At 70.2% G+C, this 16422-nt stretch carries 21 protein-coding genes; 19 read left to right on the top strand and 2 right to left on the bottom strand.

What is annotated here, in order from left to right; all coding sequences use genetic code 11:
• Window positions 1–46 precede the first annotated feature (46 nt).
• From OG302_RS31415 to OG302_RS31450, 8 genes are all read left to right on the top strand, one after another.
• Entirely contained in the window at window positions 47–778 is a 732-nt protein-coding gene (locus tag OG302_RS31415) for a helix-turn-helix transcriptional regulator (protein ID WP_371529848.1), read from the top strand.
• Complete coding sequence (sufB, locus tag OG302_RS31420; protein WP_361826370.1) at window positions 775–2196, top strand: Fe-S cluster assembly protein SufB; 1422 nt, start codon at window positions 775–777, stop codon at window positions 2194–2196. The genes OG302_RS31415 and sufB overlap by 4 nt, the downstream gene beginning before the upstream one ends.
• Before the next feature lie 64 nt (window positions 2197–2260).
• On the top strand, window positions 2261–3442 hold the full coding sequence (gene sufD / locus OG302_RS31425; protein ID WP_371529849.1) for a Fe-S cluster assembly protein SufD: 1182 nt from the start codon (window positions 2261–2263) through the stop codon (window positions 3440–3442).
• The gene (locus tag OG302_RS31430) at window positions 3439–3756 is read left to right on the top strand and encodes a bifunctional 3-phenylpropionate/cinnamic acid dioxygenase ferredoxin subunit (protein WP_190083272.1); all 318 of its coding nucleotides are present in this window, start codon (window positions 3439–3441) and stop codon (window positions 3754–3756) included. Before sufD ends, OG302_RS31430 begins: the two co-directional genes overlap by 4 nt.
• Before the next feature lie 5 nt (window positions 3757–3761).
• Window positions 3762–4526, top strand: coding sequence for a Fe-S cluster assembly ATPase SufC (gene sufC, locus OG302_RS31435; RefSeq protein WP_371529850.1), 765 nt, complete (start codon window positions 3762–3764; stop codon window positions 4524–4526).
• Entirely contained in the window at window positions 4523–5791 is a 1269-nt protein-coding gene (locus OG302_RS31440; protein ID WP_371529851.1) for a cysteine desulfurase, read from the top strand. Before sufC ends, OG302_RS31440 begins: the two co-directional genes overlap by 4 nt.
• Before the next feature lie 16 nt (window positions 5792–5807).
• The gene (sufU, locus tag OG302_RS31445) at window positions 5808–6278 is read left to right on the top strand and encodes a Fe-S cluster assembly sulfur transfer protein SufU (protein ID WP_160504341.1); all 471 of its coding nucleotides are present in this window, start codon (window positions 5808–5810) and stop codon (window positions 6276–6278) included.
• Window positions 6275–6610: a metal-sulfur cluster assembly factor gene (locus OG302_RS31450; protein WP_160504340.1), complete on the top strand. Its 336-nt coding sequence runs from the start codon at window positions 6275–6277 to the stop codon at window positions 6608–6610. Before sufU ends, OG302_RS31450 begins: the two co-directional genes overlap by 4 nt.
• Window positions 6611–6702: 92 nt before the next feature.
• Here OG302_RS31450 and OG302_RS31455 read toward each other — a convergent pair whose 3' ends face one another.
• Window positions 6703–7893 (bottom strand): hypothetical protein, encoded by a 1191-nt coding sequence (locus OG302_RS31455; protein ID WP_371529852.1) that lies wholly within the window; start codon window positions 7891–7893, stop codon window positions 6703–6705.
• Window positions 7894–8016: 123 nt separating this feature from the next.
• On the opposite strand from OG302_RS31455, the gene OG302_RS31460 reads away from it, so the two are divergent.
• The 4 genes from OG302_RS31460 to OG302_RS31475 all read left to right on the top strand — a co-directional run bounded on the left by OG302_RS31460 (window position 8017) and on the right by OG302_RS31475 (window position 10675).
• A complete protein-coding gene (locus OG302_RS31460; protein WP_371529853.1) occupies window positions 8017–8337 on the top strand; it encodes a multidrug efflux SMR transporter in 321 nt (106 codons plus the stop codon).
• On the top strand, window positions 8337–8882 hold the full coding sequence (locus OG302_RS31465; RefSeq protein ID WP_371529854.1) for a TetR/AcrR family transcriptional regulator: 546 nt from the start codon (window positions 8337–8339) through the stop codon (window positions 8880–8882). Before OG302_RS31460 ends, OG302_RS31465 begins: the two co-directional genes overlap by 1 nt.
• 100 nt (window positions 8883–8982) lie before the next feature.
• Complete coding sequence (gene dapD, locus OG302_RS31470; protein WP_371529855.1) at window positions 8983–9972, top strand: 2,3,4,5-tetrahydropyridine-2,6-dicarboxylate N-succinyltransferase; 990 nt, start codon at window positions 8983–8985, stop codon at window positions 9970–9972.
• Window positions 9973–10078: 106 nt separating this feature from the next.
• Window positions 10079–10675: a hypothetical protein gene (locus OG302_RS31475; protein WP_371529856.1), complete on the top strand. Its 597-nt coding sequence runs from the start codon at window positions 10079–10081 to the stop codon at window positions 10673–10675.
• Here the strand turns inward: OG302_RS31475 and dapA are convergent.
• Window positions 10614–11564 (bottom strand): 4-hydroxy-tetrahydrodipicolinate synthase, encoded by a 951-nt coding sequence (gene dapA / locus OG302_RS31480; protein ID WP_371529857.1) that lies wholly within the window; start codon window positions 11562–11564, stop codon window positions 10614–10616. The two genes, OG302_RS31475 and dapA, sit on opposite strands and share 62 nt — an antisense overlap.
• Before the next feature lie 113 nt (window positions 11565–11677).
• Between dapA and OG302_RS31485 the strand changes: the two genes are divergently transcribed.
• From OG302_RS31485 to OG302_RS31515, 7 genes are all read left to right on the top strand, one after another.
• Window positions 11678–12208: a hypothetical protein gene (locus OG302_RS31485; protein WP_371529858.1), complete on the top strand. Its 531-nt coding sequence runs from the start codon at window positions 11678–11680 to the stop codon at window positions 12206–12208.
• Window positions 12209–12248: 40 nt separating this feature from the next.
• Window positions 12249–12398 carry a hypothetical protein gene (locus OG302_RS31490; protein WP_371529859.1) on the top strand — a complete coding sequence of 50 codons (150 nt, stop codon included), beginning with the start codon at window positions 12249–12251 and terminating at the stop codon, window positions 12396–12398.
• Window positions 12395–13063 (top strand): hypothetical protein, encoded by a 669-nt coding sequence (locus tag OG302_RS31495; RefSeq protein WP_371529860.1) that lies wholly within the window; start codon window positions 12395–12397, stop codon window positions 13061–13063. The genes OG302_RS31490 and OG302_RS31495 overlap by 4 nt, the downstream gene beginning before the upstream one ends.
• 65 nt (window positions 13064–13128) lie before the next feature.
• Window positions 13129–13932, top strand: coding sequence for an SDR family NAD(P)-dependent oxidoreductase (locus OG302_RS31500; RefSeq protein ID WP_371529861.1), 804 nt, complete (start codon window positions 13129–13131; stop codon window positions 13930–13932).
• A gap of 65 nt (window positions 13933–13997) precedes the next feature.
• Window positions 13998–14786 carry an SGNH/GDSL hydrolase family protein gene (locus OG302_RS31505; RefSeq protein ID WP_371529862.1) on the top strand — a complete coding sequence of 263 codons (789 nt, stop codon included), beginning with the start codon at window positions 13998–14000 and terminating at the stop codon, window positions 14784–14786.
• A 135-nt stretch (window positions 14787–14921) separates the two neighbouring features.
• A complete protein-coding gene (locus tag OG302_RS31510) occupies window positions 14922–15485 on the top strand; it encodes an antibiotic biosynthesis monooxygenase (RefSeq protein ID WP_371529863.1) in 564 nt (187 codons plus the stop codon).
• A gap of 160 nt (window positions 15486–15645) precedes the next feature.
• Window positions 15646–16386, top strand: coding sequence for an SRPBCC domain-containing protein (locus OG302_RS31515; protein ID WP_371529864.1), 741 nt, complete (start codon window positions 15646–15648; stop codon window positions 16384–16386).
• Window positions 16387–16422: the final 36 nt, after the last annotated feature.

The following is a 16422-nucleotide window of genomic DNA, read 5'->3' on the forward strand; positions in this document are numbered from 1 at the left end:
CGGACGCGGGTTGTCAGGCTCTGAGGAATTACGCAACAATGGCGTTGTGAAAAACGTTGGCGAGGCTCCGCAGGAGGAACTCGCGACCGGGGAGCGGTCTACGCGCAACCGGGTCGCGCGCTCCATCCTGGACCACGGCCCCTCCACGGTGGCCGACCTCGCGGGCCGCCTGGGCCTGACCCAGGCCGCCGTCCGCCGCCACCTCGACACGCTCGCCCATGAGGACGTCGTCGAGCCCCGTGAGCAGCGCGTCTACGGAGCACGTACCCGTGGCCGCCCCGCCAAGGTCTTCGCGCTCACCGACTGCGGCCGGGACGCCTTCGACCAGTCGTACGACAAGCTCGCCGCCGACGCCCTGCGCTGGATCAGCGAGCGGCACGGCGAAGGAGCGGTCGTCGAATTCGCCCGCGAGCGGATCGCCGCCCAGGCCGTGGCCTACCGAAAAGCCATCGACGCGGCGCCCCCCGAGCAGCGCACGGAGGCTCTCGCGAAAGCGTTGACCGCCGACGGGTACGCTGCTACGGCTCGCAGCGCGCCGGTGGGTGAGCAGCTGTGCCAGCACCACTGCCCGGTCGCCCACGTCGCCGAGCAGTACCCACAACTTTGCGAGGCGGAGACGGAGATCTTCTCCGCCCTCCTGGGGACGCACGTCCAGCGGCTCGCCACCATCGCCCACGGCGACGGCGTCTGCACGACGTTCATTCCCCGCAACACCCCACAGTCTTCACAGACCACCGATAAAGCATCCGCAAGCACGGCCGGGAGGAACCCCGCATGACGCTCCCCACGGAGACTGCCCACCCCGAACTCGAGGGTCTGGGCACGTACGAATACGGCTGGGCCGACTCCGACGTGGCCGGCGCGTCCGCCAAGCGCGGCATCAATGAAGACGTCGTCAAGGACATCTCGGCCAAGAAGTCCGAGCCCGAGTGGATGACGAAGCTGCGCCTCAAGGGCCTGCGGCTCTTCGGCAAGAAGCCCATGCCCAACTGGGGCTCGGACCTGTCGGGCATCGACTTCGACAACATCAAGTACTTCGTGCGGTCCACGGAGAAGCAGGCACAGTCCTGGGAGGACCTGCCCGAGGACATCAAGAGCACGTACGACAAGCTCGGCATCCCCGAGGCGGAGAAGCAGCGCCTCGTCGCCGGTGTCGCGGCCCAGTACGAGTCCGAGGTCGTGTACCACCAGATCCGTGAGGACCTGGAGGAGCAGGGCGTCATCTTCATGGACACCGACACGGCCCTGAAGGAGCACCCGGAGCTCTTCAAGGAGTACTTCGGCACGGTCATCCCGGTCGGTGACAACAAGTTCGCGTCGCTGAACACCGCCGTGTGGTCCGGCGGCTCGTTCATCTACGTCCCCAAGGGCGTGCACGTCGAGATCCCGCTCCAGGCCTACTTCCGCATCAACACGGAGAACATGGGTCAGTTCGAGCGGACCCTGATCATCGTCGACGAGGACGCCTACGTTCACTACGTCGAGGGCTGCACCGCGCCGATCTACAAGTCGGACTCGCTGCACTCCGCCGTGGTCGAGATCATCGTGAAGAAGGGCGGCCGCTGCCGCTACACGACGATCCAGAACTGGTCGAACAACGTCTACAACCTGGTCACCAAGCGCGCCGTGGCGTACGAGGGCGCGACCATGGAGTGGATCGACGGCAACATCGGCTCCAAGGTGACGATGAAGTACCCCGCCGTCTACCTCATGGGCGAGCACGCCAAGGGCGAGACGCTGTCCATCGCCTTCGCGGGCGAGGGCCAGCACCAGGACGCCGGCTCCAAGATGGTCCACATGGCGCCCAACACGTCCTCGAACATCGTCTCGAAGTCCGTGGCGCGTGGCGGTGGCCGCACCTCCTACCGCGGTCTCGTCGAGATCGGCGAGGGCGCGGCCGGATCGAAGTCGAACGTGCTCTGTGACGCACTGCTCGTCGACACGATCTCCCGCTCGGACACGTACCCCTACGTGGACGTCCGCGAGGACGACGTGTCCATGGGTCACGAGGCGACCGTCTCCAAGGTCTCCGACGACCAGCTCTTCTACCTGATGAGCCGCGGCATGACGGAGTTCGAGGCCATGGCGATGATCGTGCGCGGCTTCGTGGAGCCGATCGCCAAGGAGCTGCCCATGGAGTACGCCCTGGAGCTGAACCGGCTGATCGAGCTGCAGATGGAGGGTTCGGTCGGTTAAGACCGGCCGCGACCCCCGCAGCAGCGACTGACTTCTTACGCAGAGAGAGAGCACGACGACAGCCATGGCTGAGGCTCAGAACATTCCGGTGGGGTCCACCACCGCCGGGTCCATCGCGGTGGCCGCCGAGTCCACCGTCGCCACCCGCATGAGCGCGCCCCCGTCCTTCGACGTGGCGGACTTCCCCGTCCCCCACGGCCGCGAGGAGGAGTGGCGGTTCACCCCGCTGGAGCGCCTGCGCGGGCTGCACGACGGCACGGCGGTCGCCACCGGCGGCATCCGCGTCGAGGTGACGGCTCCGGCGGGCGTGACCCAGGAGACCGTCGGCCGTGACGACGCGCGCGTGGGCAAGGCGGGCAAGCCCGTCGACCGCGTGGCCGCGCAGGCCTACAGCTCCTTCGAGAAGGCATCGGTGGTGACCGTCCCCAAGGAGACGGTCCTGACCGAGCCGATCCGGATCGCCGTGCACGGCGAGGGCGGCACCGCCTTCGCGCACCAGGTCATCGAGGTGGGCGCGTTCGCCGAGGCCCTGGTCGTCATCGACCACACCGGTGACGCCGTGCTCGCCGCGAACGTCGACTACCTCCTGGGCGACGGCGCCAAGCTGACCGTCGTCTCCGTCCAGGACTGGGACGAGAAGGCCGTCCACGTCGCCCAGCACAACGCGCTGGTCGGCCGCGACGCCTCCTTCAAGTCGGTCGTCGTGACCTTCGGCGGCGACGTCGTCCGCCTGCACCCCCGCGTCGAGTACGCGGGCACCGGCGGCGAGGCCGAGTTCTTCGGTCTGTACGTCACCGACGCGGGCCAGCACCAGGAGCACCGCCTCCTGGTCGACCACAATCAGCCGCACTGCAAGTCGAACGTCGTCTACAAGGGCGCGCTCCAGGGCGACGACGCCCACGCGGTGTGGATCGGCGACGTCCTCATCGAGGCCGCGGCCGAGGGCACGGACACGTACGAGATGAACCGCAACCTGGTTCTGACCGACGGCGCCCGCGTCGACTCCGTGCCGAACCTCGAGATCGAGACCGGCGAGATCGTCGGCGCGGGCCACGCATCGGCGACCGGCCGCTTCGACGACGAGCAGCTCTTCTACCTCCAGTCGCGCGGCATCCCGCAGGACGAGGCACGCCGCCTCGTCGTCCGCGGATTCTTCGCCGAGCTGATCCAGCAGATCGGCCTGCCCGACATCGAAGAGCGCCTCCTCGCGAAGATCGAAGAGGAGCTGGAGGCGTCGGCCGCATGACATTCGTACGCGCCTGTGGACTGAGCGAGCTGTCGGAGGACACCCCGAAGCGGGTGGAACTCGACGGCACGCCGGTCTCGGTCGTCCACACCGAGGGCGAGGTGTTCGCGATCAACGACATCTGCTCGCACGCGAACGTCTCCCTCTCCGAGGGCGAGGTGGAGGACTGTCAGATCGAGTGCTGGCTGCACGGCTCCGCCTTCGACCTCCGCACCGGCAAGCCGTCCGGCCTCCCCGCGACGCGCCCCGTCCCCGTATACCCCGTAAAGATCGAAGGGGACGATGTGCTCGTCTCCCTCACCCAGGAGTCCTGAGGCACATGGCAACGCTTGAAATCCGAGACCTGCACGTCACCGTCGAGGCCGACAACGCCACGAAGGAGATCCTCAAGGGCGTCGACCTCACCGTGAAGCAGGGCGAGACGCACGCCATCATGGGCCCGAACGGCTCCGGCAAGTCGACGCTCGCCTACTCCGTCGCGGGTCACCCCAAGTACACGATCACCCAGGGCACGGTCACCCTCGACGGCGAGGACGTCCTCGAGATGTCCGTCGACGAGCGCGCCCGCGCCGGCCTCTTCCTCGCCATGCAGTACCCGGTCGAGGTCCCCGGCGTCTCGGTCTCCAACTTCCTGCGTACGTCGGCGACGGCGATCCGCGGCGAGGCCCCCAAGCTGCGCACCTGGGTGAAGGAGGTCAAGTCCGCGATGGAGCAGCTCCAGATGGACCCGGCCTTCGCCGAGCGCAACGTGAACGAGGGCTTCTCCGGCGGTGAGAAGAAGCGCCACGAGATCCTCCAGATGGAGCTCCTCAAGCCGAAGATCGCGATCCTCGACGAGACGGACTCCGGCCTGGACGTCGACGCCCTGCGTCAGGTCTCCGACGGCGTCAACCGCGTCCGTGAGACCGGTGAGGTCGGCACGCTGCTGATCACGCACTACACGCGCATCCTGCGCTACATCAAGCCCGACTTCGTGCACGTCTTCGCGAACGGCCGCATCGCCGAGTCCGGCGGCGCCGAGCTCGCCGACAAGCTCGAGGCCGAGGGCTACGAGGCCTACACGAAGGGTGGCGTATCCGCGTGACAGTGGCCCACCAGGGGCTCTCCGGCCTCCTCGACACCGAGGCGCTCCGCAAGGACTTCCCGATCCTGGATCGCACGATCCACGACGGCAAGAAGCTCGTCTACCTGGACAACGCGGCGACGTCCCAGACGCCGCGCCAGGTGCTCGACGTACTCAACGAGTACTACGAGAAGCACAACGCCAACGTCCACCGCGGTGTGCACGTCCTCGCGGAGGAGGCCACGGCGCTCTACGAGGGCGCCCGTGACAAGGTCGCGGCGTTCATCAACGCGCCGAGCCGCGACGAGGTGATCTTCACCAAGAACGCCTCCGAGTCGCTCAACCTCGTGGCCAACATGCTGGGCTGGGCCGACGAGCCCTACCGCGTGGACCACGAGACCGAGATCGTCATCACGGAGATGGAGCACCACTCCAACATCGTGCCGTGGCAGCTGCTCTCGCAGCGCACGGGCGCGAAGCTGAAGTGGTTCGGTCTCACGGACGACGGCCGGCTCGACCTGTCCAACATCAACGAGATCATCACGGAGAAGACGAAGATCGTCTCCTTCGTCCTTGTCTCGAACATCCTCGGCACGCACAACCCCGTCGAGGCGATCGTCCGCCGGGCGCAGGAGGTCGGCGCGCTCGTCCTCATCGACGCCTCGCAGGCCGCCCCGCACATGCCGCTGGACGTGCAGGCGCTGCAGGCCGACTTCGTGGCCTTCACCGGCCACAAGATGCTGGCCACGACGGGCATCGGCGTCCTCTGGGGCCGTCAGGAGCTTCTCGAGGACCTGCCGCCGTTCCTCGGCGGCGGCGAGATGATCGAGACGGTGTCGATGAGCTCGTCGACGTACGCTCCCGCGCCGCACAAGTTCGAGGCGGGTACGCCCCCGGTCTCCCAGGCCGTCGGCCTGGGCGCGGCCGTGGACTACCTCTCCGCGATCGGCATGGACAAGATCGCCGCTCATGAGCACGCGATCACCGAGTATGCGGTCAAGCGCCTCCTGGAGGTCCCCGACCTCCGGATCATCGGCCCGGCATCGGCCGAGGACCGCGGCGCCGCGATCTCCTTCACGCTCGGCGACATCCACCCGCACGACGTGGGCCAGGTCCTGGACGAGCAAGGCATCGCGGTCCGCGTGGGTCACCACTGCGCCCGCCCCGTCTGCCTCCGCTACGGAATTCCTGCGACCACGCGAGCGTCGTTCTATCTGTACTCCACGCCCGGCGAGATCGACGCGCTCGTCGACGGCCTGGAGCACGTACGGAACTTCTTCGGCTGAGGGGCTGGCTGGGAACGTGAAGCTGGATTCGATGTACCAGGAAGTCATCCTGGACCACTACAAGCACCCGCACGGGCGCGGTCTGCGTGATGGCGACGCCGAGGTGCACCACGTCAACCCGACGTGCGGCGACGAGATCACGCTGCGCGTGAAGTACGACGGGTCGACGATCGCCGACGTGTCGTACGAGGGCCAGGGCTGCTCCATCAGCCAGGCCAGCGCATCCGTCCTGAACGACCTGCTGGTCGGGAAGGAGCTCGCCGAGGCGCAGAAGGTCCAGGAAGTCTTCCTGGAGCTGATGCAGTCCAAGGGCAAGCTGGAGCCGGACGACGCGATGGAGGAGGTCCTGGAGGACGCCGTCGCGTTCGCCGGGGTCTCGAAGTACCCGGCGCGTGTGAAGTGTGCTCTGCTGAGCTGGATGGCGTGGAAGGACGCGACGGCGCAGGCACTCGGTACCGACGACGTCGCTGAGAGGAAGACCGCATGAGCGAGAACGAGACCCTGACCAAGCCGGCCTCGGAAGAAGAGGTCCGCGAGGCGCTGTACGACGTGGTCGACCCCGAGCTGGGCATCGACGTCGTCAACCTCGGCCTGATCTACGGCATCCACGTCGACGACGCGAACATCGCGACGATCGACATGACGCTCACCTCGGCGGCCTGCCCGCTGACGGACGTCATCGAGGACCAGGCGAAGTCCGCCACCGACGGCATCGTCAACGAGCTCCGGATCAACTGGGTCTGGATGCCGCCGTGGGGCCCGGACAAGATCACGGACGACGGCCGCGAGCAGCTTCGCGCGCTCGGGTTCAACGTCTGAGGGTCCGAGGGCTCGACGTCTGACGTGTGACAGGTAGTTCTGCTGGTTCGGCCCCCCGCGCTTGATGCGCGGGGGGCCGAACCGCGTTCCGCTCAGGGGGCGGGGCTCAGCGCGCCGTCCCGCTCGGCCTCGTTCTCGGCCGCGGCCTGCGCCAGCGTGTGCGCGAGGCCCTCCTTGCGGATGCGTTGGTCGATGTAGAGCACGGCGGTCACCAGGGGCAGGAACACGCTGGCGGCCAGTTGTGTGAGGAACGAGGCGACCAGACCGAACAGGGCGTACAGGCCGAACTGGGAACGCAGTTGGTCGAGCATGATCGTGGAGGTGGAGTCGCCCGCGTGCACCGGAGGCGGTGTCGGCGTCGCGAACTGCAGGGGGAGGCGCACCGCCAGGGACACGGCACCCACGATCATCCCGGCGAGCAGCGAGATGCCGAACGTGCGCCACCAGGCGCCGCGGACCAGGCGTACGGACCGGCGCAGGGCCTGCAGCGGGCCGGCCGTCTCGAGGGACGCGGCCGCGGGGGCGAAGGCGAAGATGACGTAGAGCCAGGCCGCCAGCGGGGTCACGACGAGCAGCAGCAGGAAGATCATGCCGAACGGCGCGGCGGACTGCGTCAGGACGGTGACGAAGAAGGAGACGAAGAGCAGTACGCACACGGCCGCGGGCAGCAGCAGGATGACGGCCAAGAGGACGGTCACGCCCATGACCGACGGCGTCCGCGACCACGCCCGCCGCCAGACCGCCGTGAACGTCGCCGGGCGGCCGAGCACCGCCTCGTGCAGCGTGGCCGCGCACGCGGCCTGGATGAACGAGTTCACGGCCAGGGTGGCGAGCATGATGAGCAGCCACACCGTGCCGAAGGCGATCAGGACGGGCCTGCCGTCGTCCCAGGAGAACGTGCCCCCGGGCTCCGACAGGGTGCGCCAGTGGTCGCGGACACCGAGGTAGGCGATGACGGCCGCCGCTGTCATGACCGCGGCCAGCAGACCGTACGCCGCGGCTGCCGTGCCGAACAGCGGCTTCGCGTACCGCCGCATCGTGGCGAAAGTGCCGCCGAGGACGCGGTCGACGCTCAGCGGGGCGAGGGGGATGACGCCGGGCTTGGGCGGCGGGGGCGGCGGCGTCCACCCGCCGTTCCAGCCCCAGCCGGGCGGGCCGCCGTAGGGACTCGGCGGGTACGGACCCTGCGGGTACGGCCCGGGCTGTCCTTGCGGCCCCTGCGGCCCCTGCGGCCCCTGCGGCCACTGTGGTTCCTGTGGTCCCCACCCCGATGCGTCTGCCATCGCTTTCGTGCTCCGTCGTCTCTTGCGCCTCTGTGGCCCCCCCACAGCGATCGCGTCACCCTAACCGGTGGGAACACCCGCGTTTGCGTACGCCCGTACACAACGATATGTACACTCGTACGCATGGGATACGGACTGCTCGCCGGGGCGATCATCGCGGAGGTGGCCGGGACGACGGCCATGAAGTACAGCGAGGGGTTCAGCAGGCTCTGGCCCTCGCTGATCACCGTCGTGGGCTATCTGATCGCGTTCACGCTGCTCGCGCAGACCCTGAAGACGCTGTCCGTCGGAACCGCGTACGCGATCTGGGCGGGGATCGGCACCGCCGCGGTCGCGGCCATCGGGATGGTCTTCATGGGCGAGTCGGCCGGCCTCGCCAAGATCGCCGGGATCGCCCTCGTGATCGCGGGTGTCGTCCTGCTCAACCTCGGCGGAGCGCACTGATGGCCCGGCGCTACGACCCCGAGCGGCGCCAGCGGATCATCGACGCCGCGATCCGGGTGGTGGGGGACAAGGGAATTGGCGGGCTCAGCCACCGCTCGGTCGCCGCGGAGGCCGATGTGCCGCTCGGTTCGACCACCTACCACTTCAAGACGCTCGACGATCTGCTGGTGGCCGCGATGCGGCAGGCCAACGAAGGATTCGCCAAGGCGGTCACCGCGAGCGGCGCGTTCGAGGACCCGAGGGTCGATCTCGCCGGTGAGCTCGCCGGGCTGCTCGGCCAGTGGCTCGCAGGGGACCGCACGGAGCTCGAGCTGGAGTACGAGCTCTATCTGGCCGCCCTGCGCAAGCCCGCGCTGCAGCCCGTCGCCGCCGAGTGCGGGGAGGCGCTCGCCGTGGTCCTGCGGCGGCGCACCGACCCCGTCACCGCACAGGCGCTCGTCGCGCTCGTGGACGGAATCTGCCTGCAGGTGCTGCTCACGGGCGTGCGGTACGACGAGGCGTACGCGCGCGAGGTGTTCCACCGGCTCGTTCCGTCGGGCGGCTGACCGCCGAGGGCGCTCCCGGGACACGCGGCGCAGGCGGACGGGTGGCCCGGAGGCTGAGACCGGTTCGCCCGCGCGGCGCGCCGCCGGTTAGGTTTTCCCCATGACCGACACGAACGCTTCCCGCCCCACCGGCGCCGTCGCCGCAGGCCTCGCCACCGTCACCACCGACGGCACCGTTCTCGACACCTGGTTCCCCGCGCCCGAGCTCGTCGCCGAAGCGGGCCCCTCGGGCACCGAGCGGCTCACCGCCGAGCGTGCCGTGCAGCTGCTCGGCGAGGGCGCCGCCAAGGCCATCGGCCGGGACGCCCGCCGTGGCGTGGAGATCATCGCCGTACGTACGGTCATCGCGTCCATCGACGACAAGCCGCTGGACGCCCACGACGTCTACCTGCGTCTGCACCTGCTCTCGCACCGCCTGGTCAAGCCGCACGGCGTGAACCTCGACGGCCAGTTCGCCTTCCTCGCCAACGTCGCCTGGACCTCGCTCGGCCCGGTCGCCGTCGACGACGTCGAGAAGGTACGGCTCAACGCCCGCGCCGAGGGCCTGCACCTCGCCGTGACCTCCATCGACAAGTTCCCGCGCATGACGGACTACGTCGCCCCGAAGGGCGTCCGCATCGCCGACGCCGACCGGGTGCGGCTCGGCGCGCACCTCGCCGAGGGCACGACCGTCATGCACGAGGGCTTCGTGAACTTCAACGCGGGCACGCTCGGCACCTCCATGGTCGAGGGCCGCATCTCCGCCGGTGTCGTCGTCGGTGACGGCTCCGACATCGGTGGCGGCGCCTCCACGATGGGCACCCTTTCCGGCGGCGGCAACGTCCGCATCGTCATCGGCGAGCGCTGCCTGATCGGCGCCGAGGCTGGCGTCGGCATCGCGCTGGGCGACGAGTGCGTCGTCGAGGCCGGTCTCTACGTCACCGCCGGGTCCCGCGTGACCATGCCCGACGGGCAGATCGTCAAGGCCCGCGAGCTCTCCGGCGCCTCGAACATCCTCTTCCGCCGCAACTCGGTCACCGGCGCCGTCGAGGCCCGCCCGAACAACGCGGTGTGGGGCGGCCTGAACGACGTGCTGCACAGCCACAACTGAGCATCACCGCTTCAGTGAAGAGCGCCCTCCGGTCTTCCGGGGGGCGCTGTTGCGTAAGCTGCCCTCCCACGGGGGCGCGCGTCGCGCCGGACGACAGGAGAGCGATATGCAGCGAGTGGGTGTCAGGGCGCTGGCCCTGAGCGGAACGGTGGTTCTCGCGCTGGTGGCCGGGTGCGGTCAGAGCGTGGGCGCGGGAGCCGGGGCCGCGCACGGGGCGAGCCGGATCTCCACCGGTGACCACGGCTATCCCCTGCAGAAGAGCGACATCCCCTGGAGCGGCAGCCCCAGCCCGTTCAACGCGCAGGTCAAGCTCGCCGACGGGCGGCGCGTGGCGATGCACTACATGAAGGGCAAGGGGCTCCTCGTGCAGGACTACAGCCCCAAGGCCAAGGGCTGGTCCAAGTCGGCCGTGGTCCACAAGACGAAGACCGACGCCTGTCAGGGCATCACGCTCAAGGCCAAGGACGGGACGGTGGCGGCCTTCGGGGACTTCGGGGTGTACTGCGCCGACGGTGAGCCGCCGACCGAGTCGGTCGCCGCGGTCGCCACGGGCCCGCTGACCAAGTGGGCCACGCACCTCACCAAGAACTTCGACGGCTGGGAGAAGATCGCCGTCGCCCCCGGGGGAAAGAAGGCCACGTTCAGCCGAGGCTCCGACACGCTCGTGTGGACGAAGGCAGGGGGCTTCCCCGCCGCGGGCTGAACCTCTCGTAGGCGGCGAGCAGCCCGTCGGCCGCCTCGGGCCCGGCGGGCCGCAGCGGTGCGCGGACCGGGCCGCCGGGCAGTCCGAGCGCGCCGAGCAGCGCCTTGGAGGTGACCGTGCCCGGCAGTCCCGCGCCCATCATCAACTCGATCAGTTCCATGGCCTGTTGCTGGAGCCGTTGGGCCTGAGTCGTCTCGCCCGCGTCGAACGCGTCGATGATGGAACGGAGTTGACGGGGTACGACGTTGGCCACCGTGCTGATGTATCCCGCGCCGCCCACCGCGTACAGCGCCAGGATGAGCTCGTCGCAGCCGGCGTAGTACGCCAAGTCCGACCGGGACAGGACCTTCTGGGTGCCCATCAGGTCGTACGCGCAGTCCTTCACGGCGACGATCCGCGGATGCTCCGCGAGCCGCAGCATCGTCTCCGGCTCGATGCGGGTGCCCGTGCGCCCGGGGATGTCGTAGAGCGCGAGCGGGAGCCCCGACGCGTCGGCGACCTCCAGGAAGTGCGCCTCGACGGCGTCCTGCGGCGGCTTGCTGTAGTAGGGCGTGACCACCAACAGGGCGTCGGCGCCCGCCTTTTCGGCCTGCAGCGCCATCTCGACGGTGTGCCGGGTGGCGAAGCTGCCGACCCCCGCGACGATCGATGCCCGGTCGCCGACCGCCTCGGCGACGGCCCGCACCAGCGCGGCCTTCTCGCTGTCGGACGTGGTGGGGGACTCGCCGGTGGTGCCCGAGAGCACGAGCCCGTCGCAGCCGTCGGCCACCAGGCGCTCGGCGAGCAGCTGGGCGCCGTCCAGGTCGAGCAGCCCGTCGTCCGTGAAGGGCGTGACCATCGCGCAGAGGGCGCGGCCGAAGGGGGGATGCGGTGATGAGGGAGAGGCCATGGAGGCAGTGTCGGCACACCGACGCTGAAGCTCCACTTAATTCTGCTACGAGATGTTTCACAGGAATGCTACGAGGTGGCCGCCGAGGTGCCGACCAGGGAGGCAGCGGCCCCTTGTGCCGACTCGCACCCCAGGAGCGGCGGGGCACCCACCGATGGACGCCCATCCGGGCCGACTGCGACCGGCACAGCGAGCAGTGGTCGCGTGCCTTCGCCGACTACATGTGCGCACGCGCCGAGCTGGCCCGCGGCCGGGTACAGGCCGCGTTCGAACACGGCAGGGCCTCGTGGGACGCCAAGCGGCGCCTCGACGACTCGCTCGGGATGGCCGTCGCCCTGGATGTCCTCGGCGCGGCCGCGGCCGCGGACGGCGACGCCCGGCGGACCGCCCATCTGCTCGGCCTCGCACAGCAGTTGTGGGACACCCTCGGCGCACCGCGGATCGGAGTCGCCGAATGGATCGCCACCCGGCGGACCTGCGAGGAGCAGGCTCGTCTGGCTCTGGGTGACGATGTCTACACCATCGTCTTCCAGGACGGCTACCGCACGCGTCAGGACGCCCCCGACCCACTGGCTCCCGGGTCCGGCGGCACACCCCCTAGTGCCAACTCGCCCCCGTATGGGCCACCATGGGCCGGACGGTAGTCGACGGACGGCCGCAGGGCCGCCGGCCACAGGAGGCGTCATGAGGCTGGGCAAAGCACTCGCCACCGGGATCGCCGAGGAAGACCCGCGGGAGCAGCCGCGGCAGGAAGCACGTGAGCACGCGGATCCGGAGCCCGAACAGAACGCGGTGGCCGAGGAGTTGGCGGCCGAGGCTCCGGCGGCGCGATGAGGCTGCGGCTCCCCGCGGAACGCCCGAAGGAGCCGCCGACCGGATACAAGATCGCCCGCCTCGCGCTGTCCCAGGACGGCGCGAGGGCAGGGTTCACCGGCGTCTCCCTGGGCGCCGCCCTGCCCTACGGCGTGCTGGACGAGGCCCACTGCGTCTACGGCCGGCGGCACGCGGCACCGCACCGCCGCTGCGACTGCGGCTTCCACTGCGTCCACGAACGTGCCGCGGCGGAGGCGTTCCTGTGCACCGCGGAGCATCGCGGGGCGGCGCTCCTCCAGGTGACGGTGCTCGGCGCGTACATCCGCTTCGAGCGCGGCTTCCGGTACGCGCGGCAGCGGGTGCGGGCCGTGACGGTGCGGCCCTGCCGCTGCGGTGCGAGGGCAGTGGTCCTGGCGGACGCGGGCTGGGGCAGGCCCGGGTGGCGGGTGGTCGAGGGAGCGTGCGGTGCCTGCGCGGGCAGGCGTGCGTCGCTGCGGCTCGCGGAGTTCGCCCGCCTCGCCGGAGAAGGCCTCACGGTCACCGGGGCGCGCCCCGATTCCGTACCGGGGACGCCTTCGGAGGCCATGGGGGTGCCCGAGCTGCTCGCGGAGGCGGCGCTGCTCCAGGCCCGGCTCGATCTGTTCCAGGGGGAGTTGGCGCGCCTGGCGGGGGACGGGAAGAGCTAGTGCCGCCCGTCTGGCATGATCGGAGCCGGGTGCGACAGGCCGACATGACAAAGGCATGAGGCTTGATGAACAAGAACGAAAGCCCGACCGGGACGACTGGGACGGGCAAGACGACCGAGGCGGCCGAGGCAGTAGAAGAGACCCGCGTGGCCCTGGTGACGGGTTCGTCGTCGGGCATCGGCGCGGAGGTGGCCAGGCGTCTCGCCGCGGCCGGAATCCGGGTGGTGCTCAACTCCGCCCGCTCCGTCGAGGCGGGCGAGAAACTGGCCGCCGAACTCCCCGACGCCCTCTACGTCCGGGCGAACGTCGCCGACGAGGACGACGCCAAGCGCCTGGTCCGGTCCGCGGTCGACGCGTACGGACGCCTGGACATCCTGGTCAACTGCGCCGGGGCCACGCGCTTCATCGCCCACGACGACTTCGAGTCCGCGAGCCCCCAGGTCTGGCGCGAGCTGTACGACATCAACGTCATCGGCGTATGGCAGACGATCACGGCCGCCGTGCCGCACCTCAGGGCGAGTGGCACGGGCAGCGTCGTCACCATCTCCTCCCAGGCGGGAGTGCGCCCCGGCGGCAGCTCCATCCCGTACTCGGTGAGCAAGGCCGCCGTGAACCACATGACGAAGCTGCTCGCCAAGACGCTCGGCCCGGACGTACGGGTCAACGCGGTCGCGCCCGGCATGATCGACACCCCGTGGTTCGACGGCGTGGAGGGCATCGAGGCCGCGATGGAGGCCGCGGCGGCCCGGCTTCCGCTGCGCCGCGTGGGCAGGCCGCAGGACATCGCGGAGGCGGTCTTCGACCTGGTGAACGCCTCGTACATCACCGGCGAGATCCTCCTGGTGGACGGCGGGGGCCACCTCCTCTGAGTAGCGGGGGGGCCGGCGGCCGGTACCGCGTTGACGTGCGCTGACTCCGGGGGGAGGCTCTGGCCATGACGACGCATTCGTACGCACGCTATGTCGCGATCGGCGACAGCCAGACGGAAGGGGTCGGTGACGGCGACGAGGCTCACGGCTACCGCGGCTGGGCCGACCGGCTCGCCGAGATCCTGGCCGAGGGGGACCCGGAGTTCGGCTACGCGAACCTCGCGGTACGGGGCAGGCTGACGGCCCGCATCAAGGGGGAGCAGCTCGCCCCGGCCCTCGCGCTGCGCCCGGACCTGGTCACGGTCATGGCGGGCATGAACGATCTGGTGCGCCCCGGCTTCGACGCGGCCCAGGTGGCCCGTGACATCGAGGACATGTTCACCGAGCTGACCGCGGCGGGTGCGCGGGTCGCCACGGTGACGTTCCCGGACATCGGACGGATCTCGCCACTCGCGCGCAGGGCACTGCCCCGTGTCCTCGACCTGAACGCCCGCATCCGCGCGGCGGCGGACCGCCACGGGGTCGTCGTCCTGGACACGTTCCCGCACCGGGTCACCACGGACCCCCGGCTGTGGAGCACCGACCGACTGCACGCGAGTCCGCTGGGGCACGCCAGGATCGCGGCGGGCATGGCGGACGCGCTGGGCGTGCCCGGCCACGAGGGCTGGGTGCGGCCGCTGCTGCCCCCGGCACCTCCGGTGTCCGCGCCGCGGGCGGTGGCGGCGGAGACGGCGTGGTTCGCGGGGTTCCTGGGCCCGTGGGTGTGGCGGCGCGTCAGGGGCCGTTCCTCGGGCGACGGCCGCGAGGCGAAGCGGCCGGACCTCACCCCGGTGGCCGCTCCCGAACGGGCCTGACCGCGAGGGCTGCGAGGGCTGCGACGACCGCGAGAACCGCGAGGTCTGAACGGGCTTGACCTCAAGCGAACTTGAGGTCGCAGTGTGTCCGTGGGGCGGGCGCAGCGCCACCCCCACACACTGAAGGAGCAGGCCATGAAGGCTCACACCGACACCACCACCCTCCCCGACCCGGCTGTCGCGGACGGCGGGCTCGTCTTCCTCAGCACGTGGAGCACGGGCACGCCGGAGCGGCAGCGGGCGGCGGCCGAGGCGATCGCCGGTGCCTGGGGGAGCAGGCCGTGGCCGCACGAGGGCCTCCTCTCGTACACCGTGTACGCCGGTGCGGACGGCTCGACGCTGGCGCACCGCTCGCACTGGCGGAACGAGGGGGCGTACCGGGACTTCTTCGCCCACGGCAGGGACGAGCGGAACGCCGAGATCGACGAGGCGGTGCCGGGCATCGAACGGCTGGGGCTGCACAAGACGCGGCTGCGGGACGGGACGGCGCGGGCGGCCGGTGACGACCGGGTGGCCGGGGCGATCGTGATCACCGAGGGGGAGGCAGGGCCGCCGGAGGGGGCGCCGGGCCTGATCTCCGTCCACTTCCACGTGACGACGGACGGTGAGCGGGTCATCCGCTACGAGGAGTGGGAGAGCGGGGACGGGCTGCCCGAGGAGGGCAGGTACCGCCTGGCCGTCGGGATCGAGCCACAGTAGGTCGAGCCGCGCAGACTTCCGGAACCCGTACGCTCAAGTACTCAAGTAGTGGCGATTTCCCCCACATTGCACATACTTTCCCCGGCAGCACCATCCCCCTGGACGGGAATGGTTGACGGTGGGACGTTGAAGCGATGCGGGAACGTCGGGGGGAGCCGCCATGATCGCGGGCAAGGAGTTCGAGATAGCGCGGGAGTTCGAGGTCGACGCCTCTCCTGCCGAGGTCTGGGACGCGTTCACCACCGGCACCGGCTGCTGGCTGTGGCCCCTGGTGGAGTACGAGCCCCGCGAGGGCGGCGCCGCTCCGTTCGGCGGCATCGTCACCCACTGGGAGCCGCCGCACCGCCTCACCGACCGCGCCGACGACCCCACGGGCCTTCCGCCGGGCCAGAAGCTCAACCTGCTCGACCGCACCATCGAGCCCCGCGACGGCGGCCGCCGCTCCTGGGTCCGCTACGTGCACAGCGGCATCTTCACCGGCGCCTGGGACAGCCAGTACGAAGAGGCCGCCAAGCACACCGACTTCTACCTGCACACCCTGTGCCAGTACCTGACGTACTTCACGGGCCTGCCCGTCACGTTCACCGCCCTCGACGGCCCCGCCCCCTCCACCGCCCCGGGAGCCTTCGCCAGGCTGGGCCGCCGCCTGGGTCTCCCCGACGACGCGGCGGAAGGGGCCCGGGTGCGCGTGGACGCCCCGGGCGGAGACCTCGACGCGATGGTCGACTTCCGCAGCAGGCACTTCATCGGCCTGCGCACGGACACCGCGCTCTACCGCTTCTTCGGCCGCAACCACTTCGGTGCCCCCGTGAGCATCAGCATCCACGACTTCGCGCCGCAGGCGGACGCCAAGGGCACCGAAATGGCCTGGCGGGACTGGCTGCTCCGGCTCTACGCGTGACGAGGGAGCGCAGCCGGACAGCAGTCACTCACGGCA

Source organism: Streptomyces sp. NBC_01283 (assembly GCF_041435335.1).
Lineage (GTDB): Bacteria > Actinomycetota > Actinomycetes > Streptomycetales > Streptomycetaceae > Streptomyces.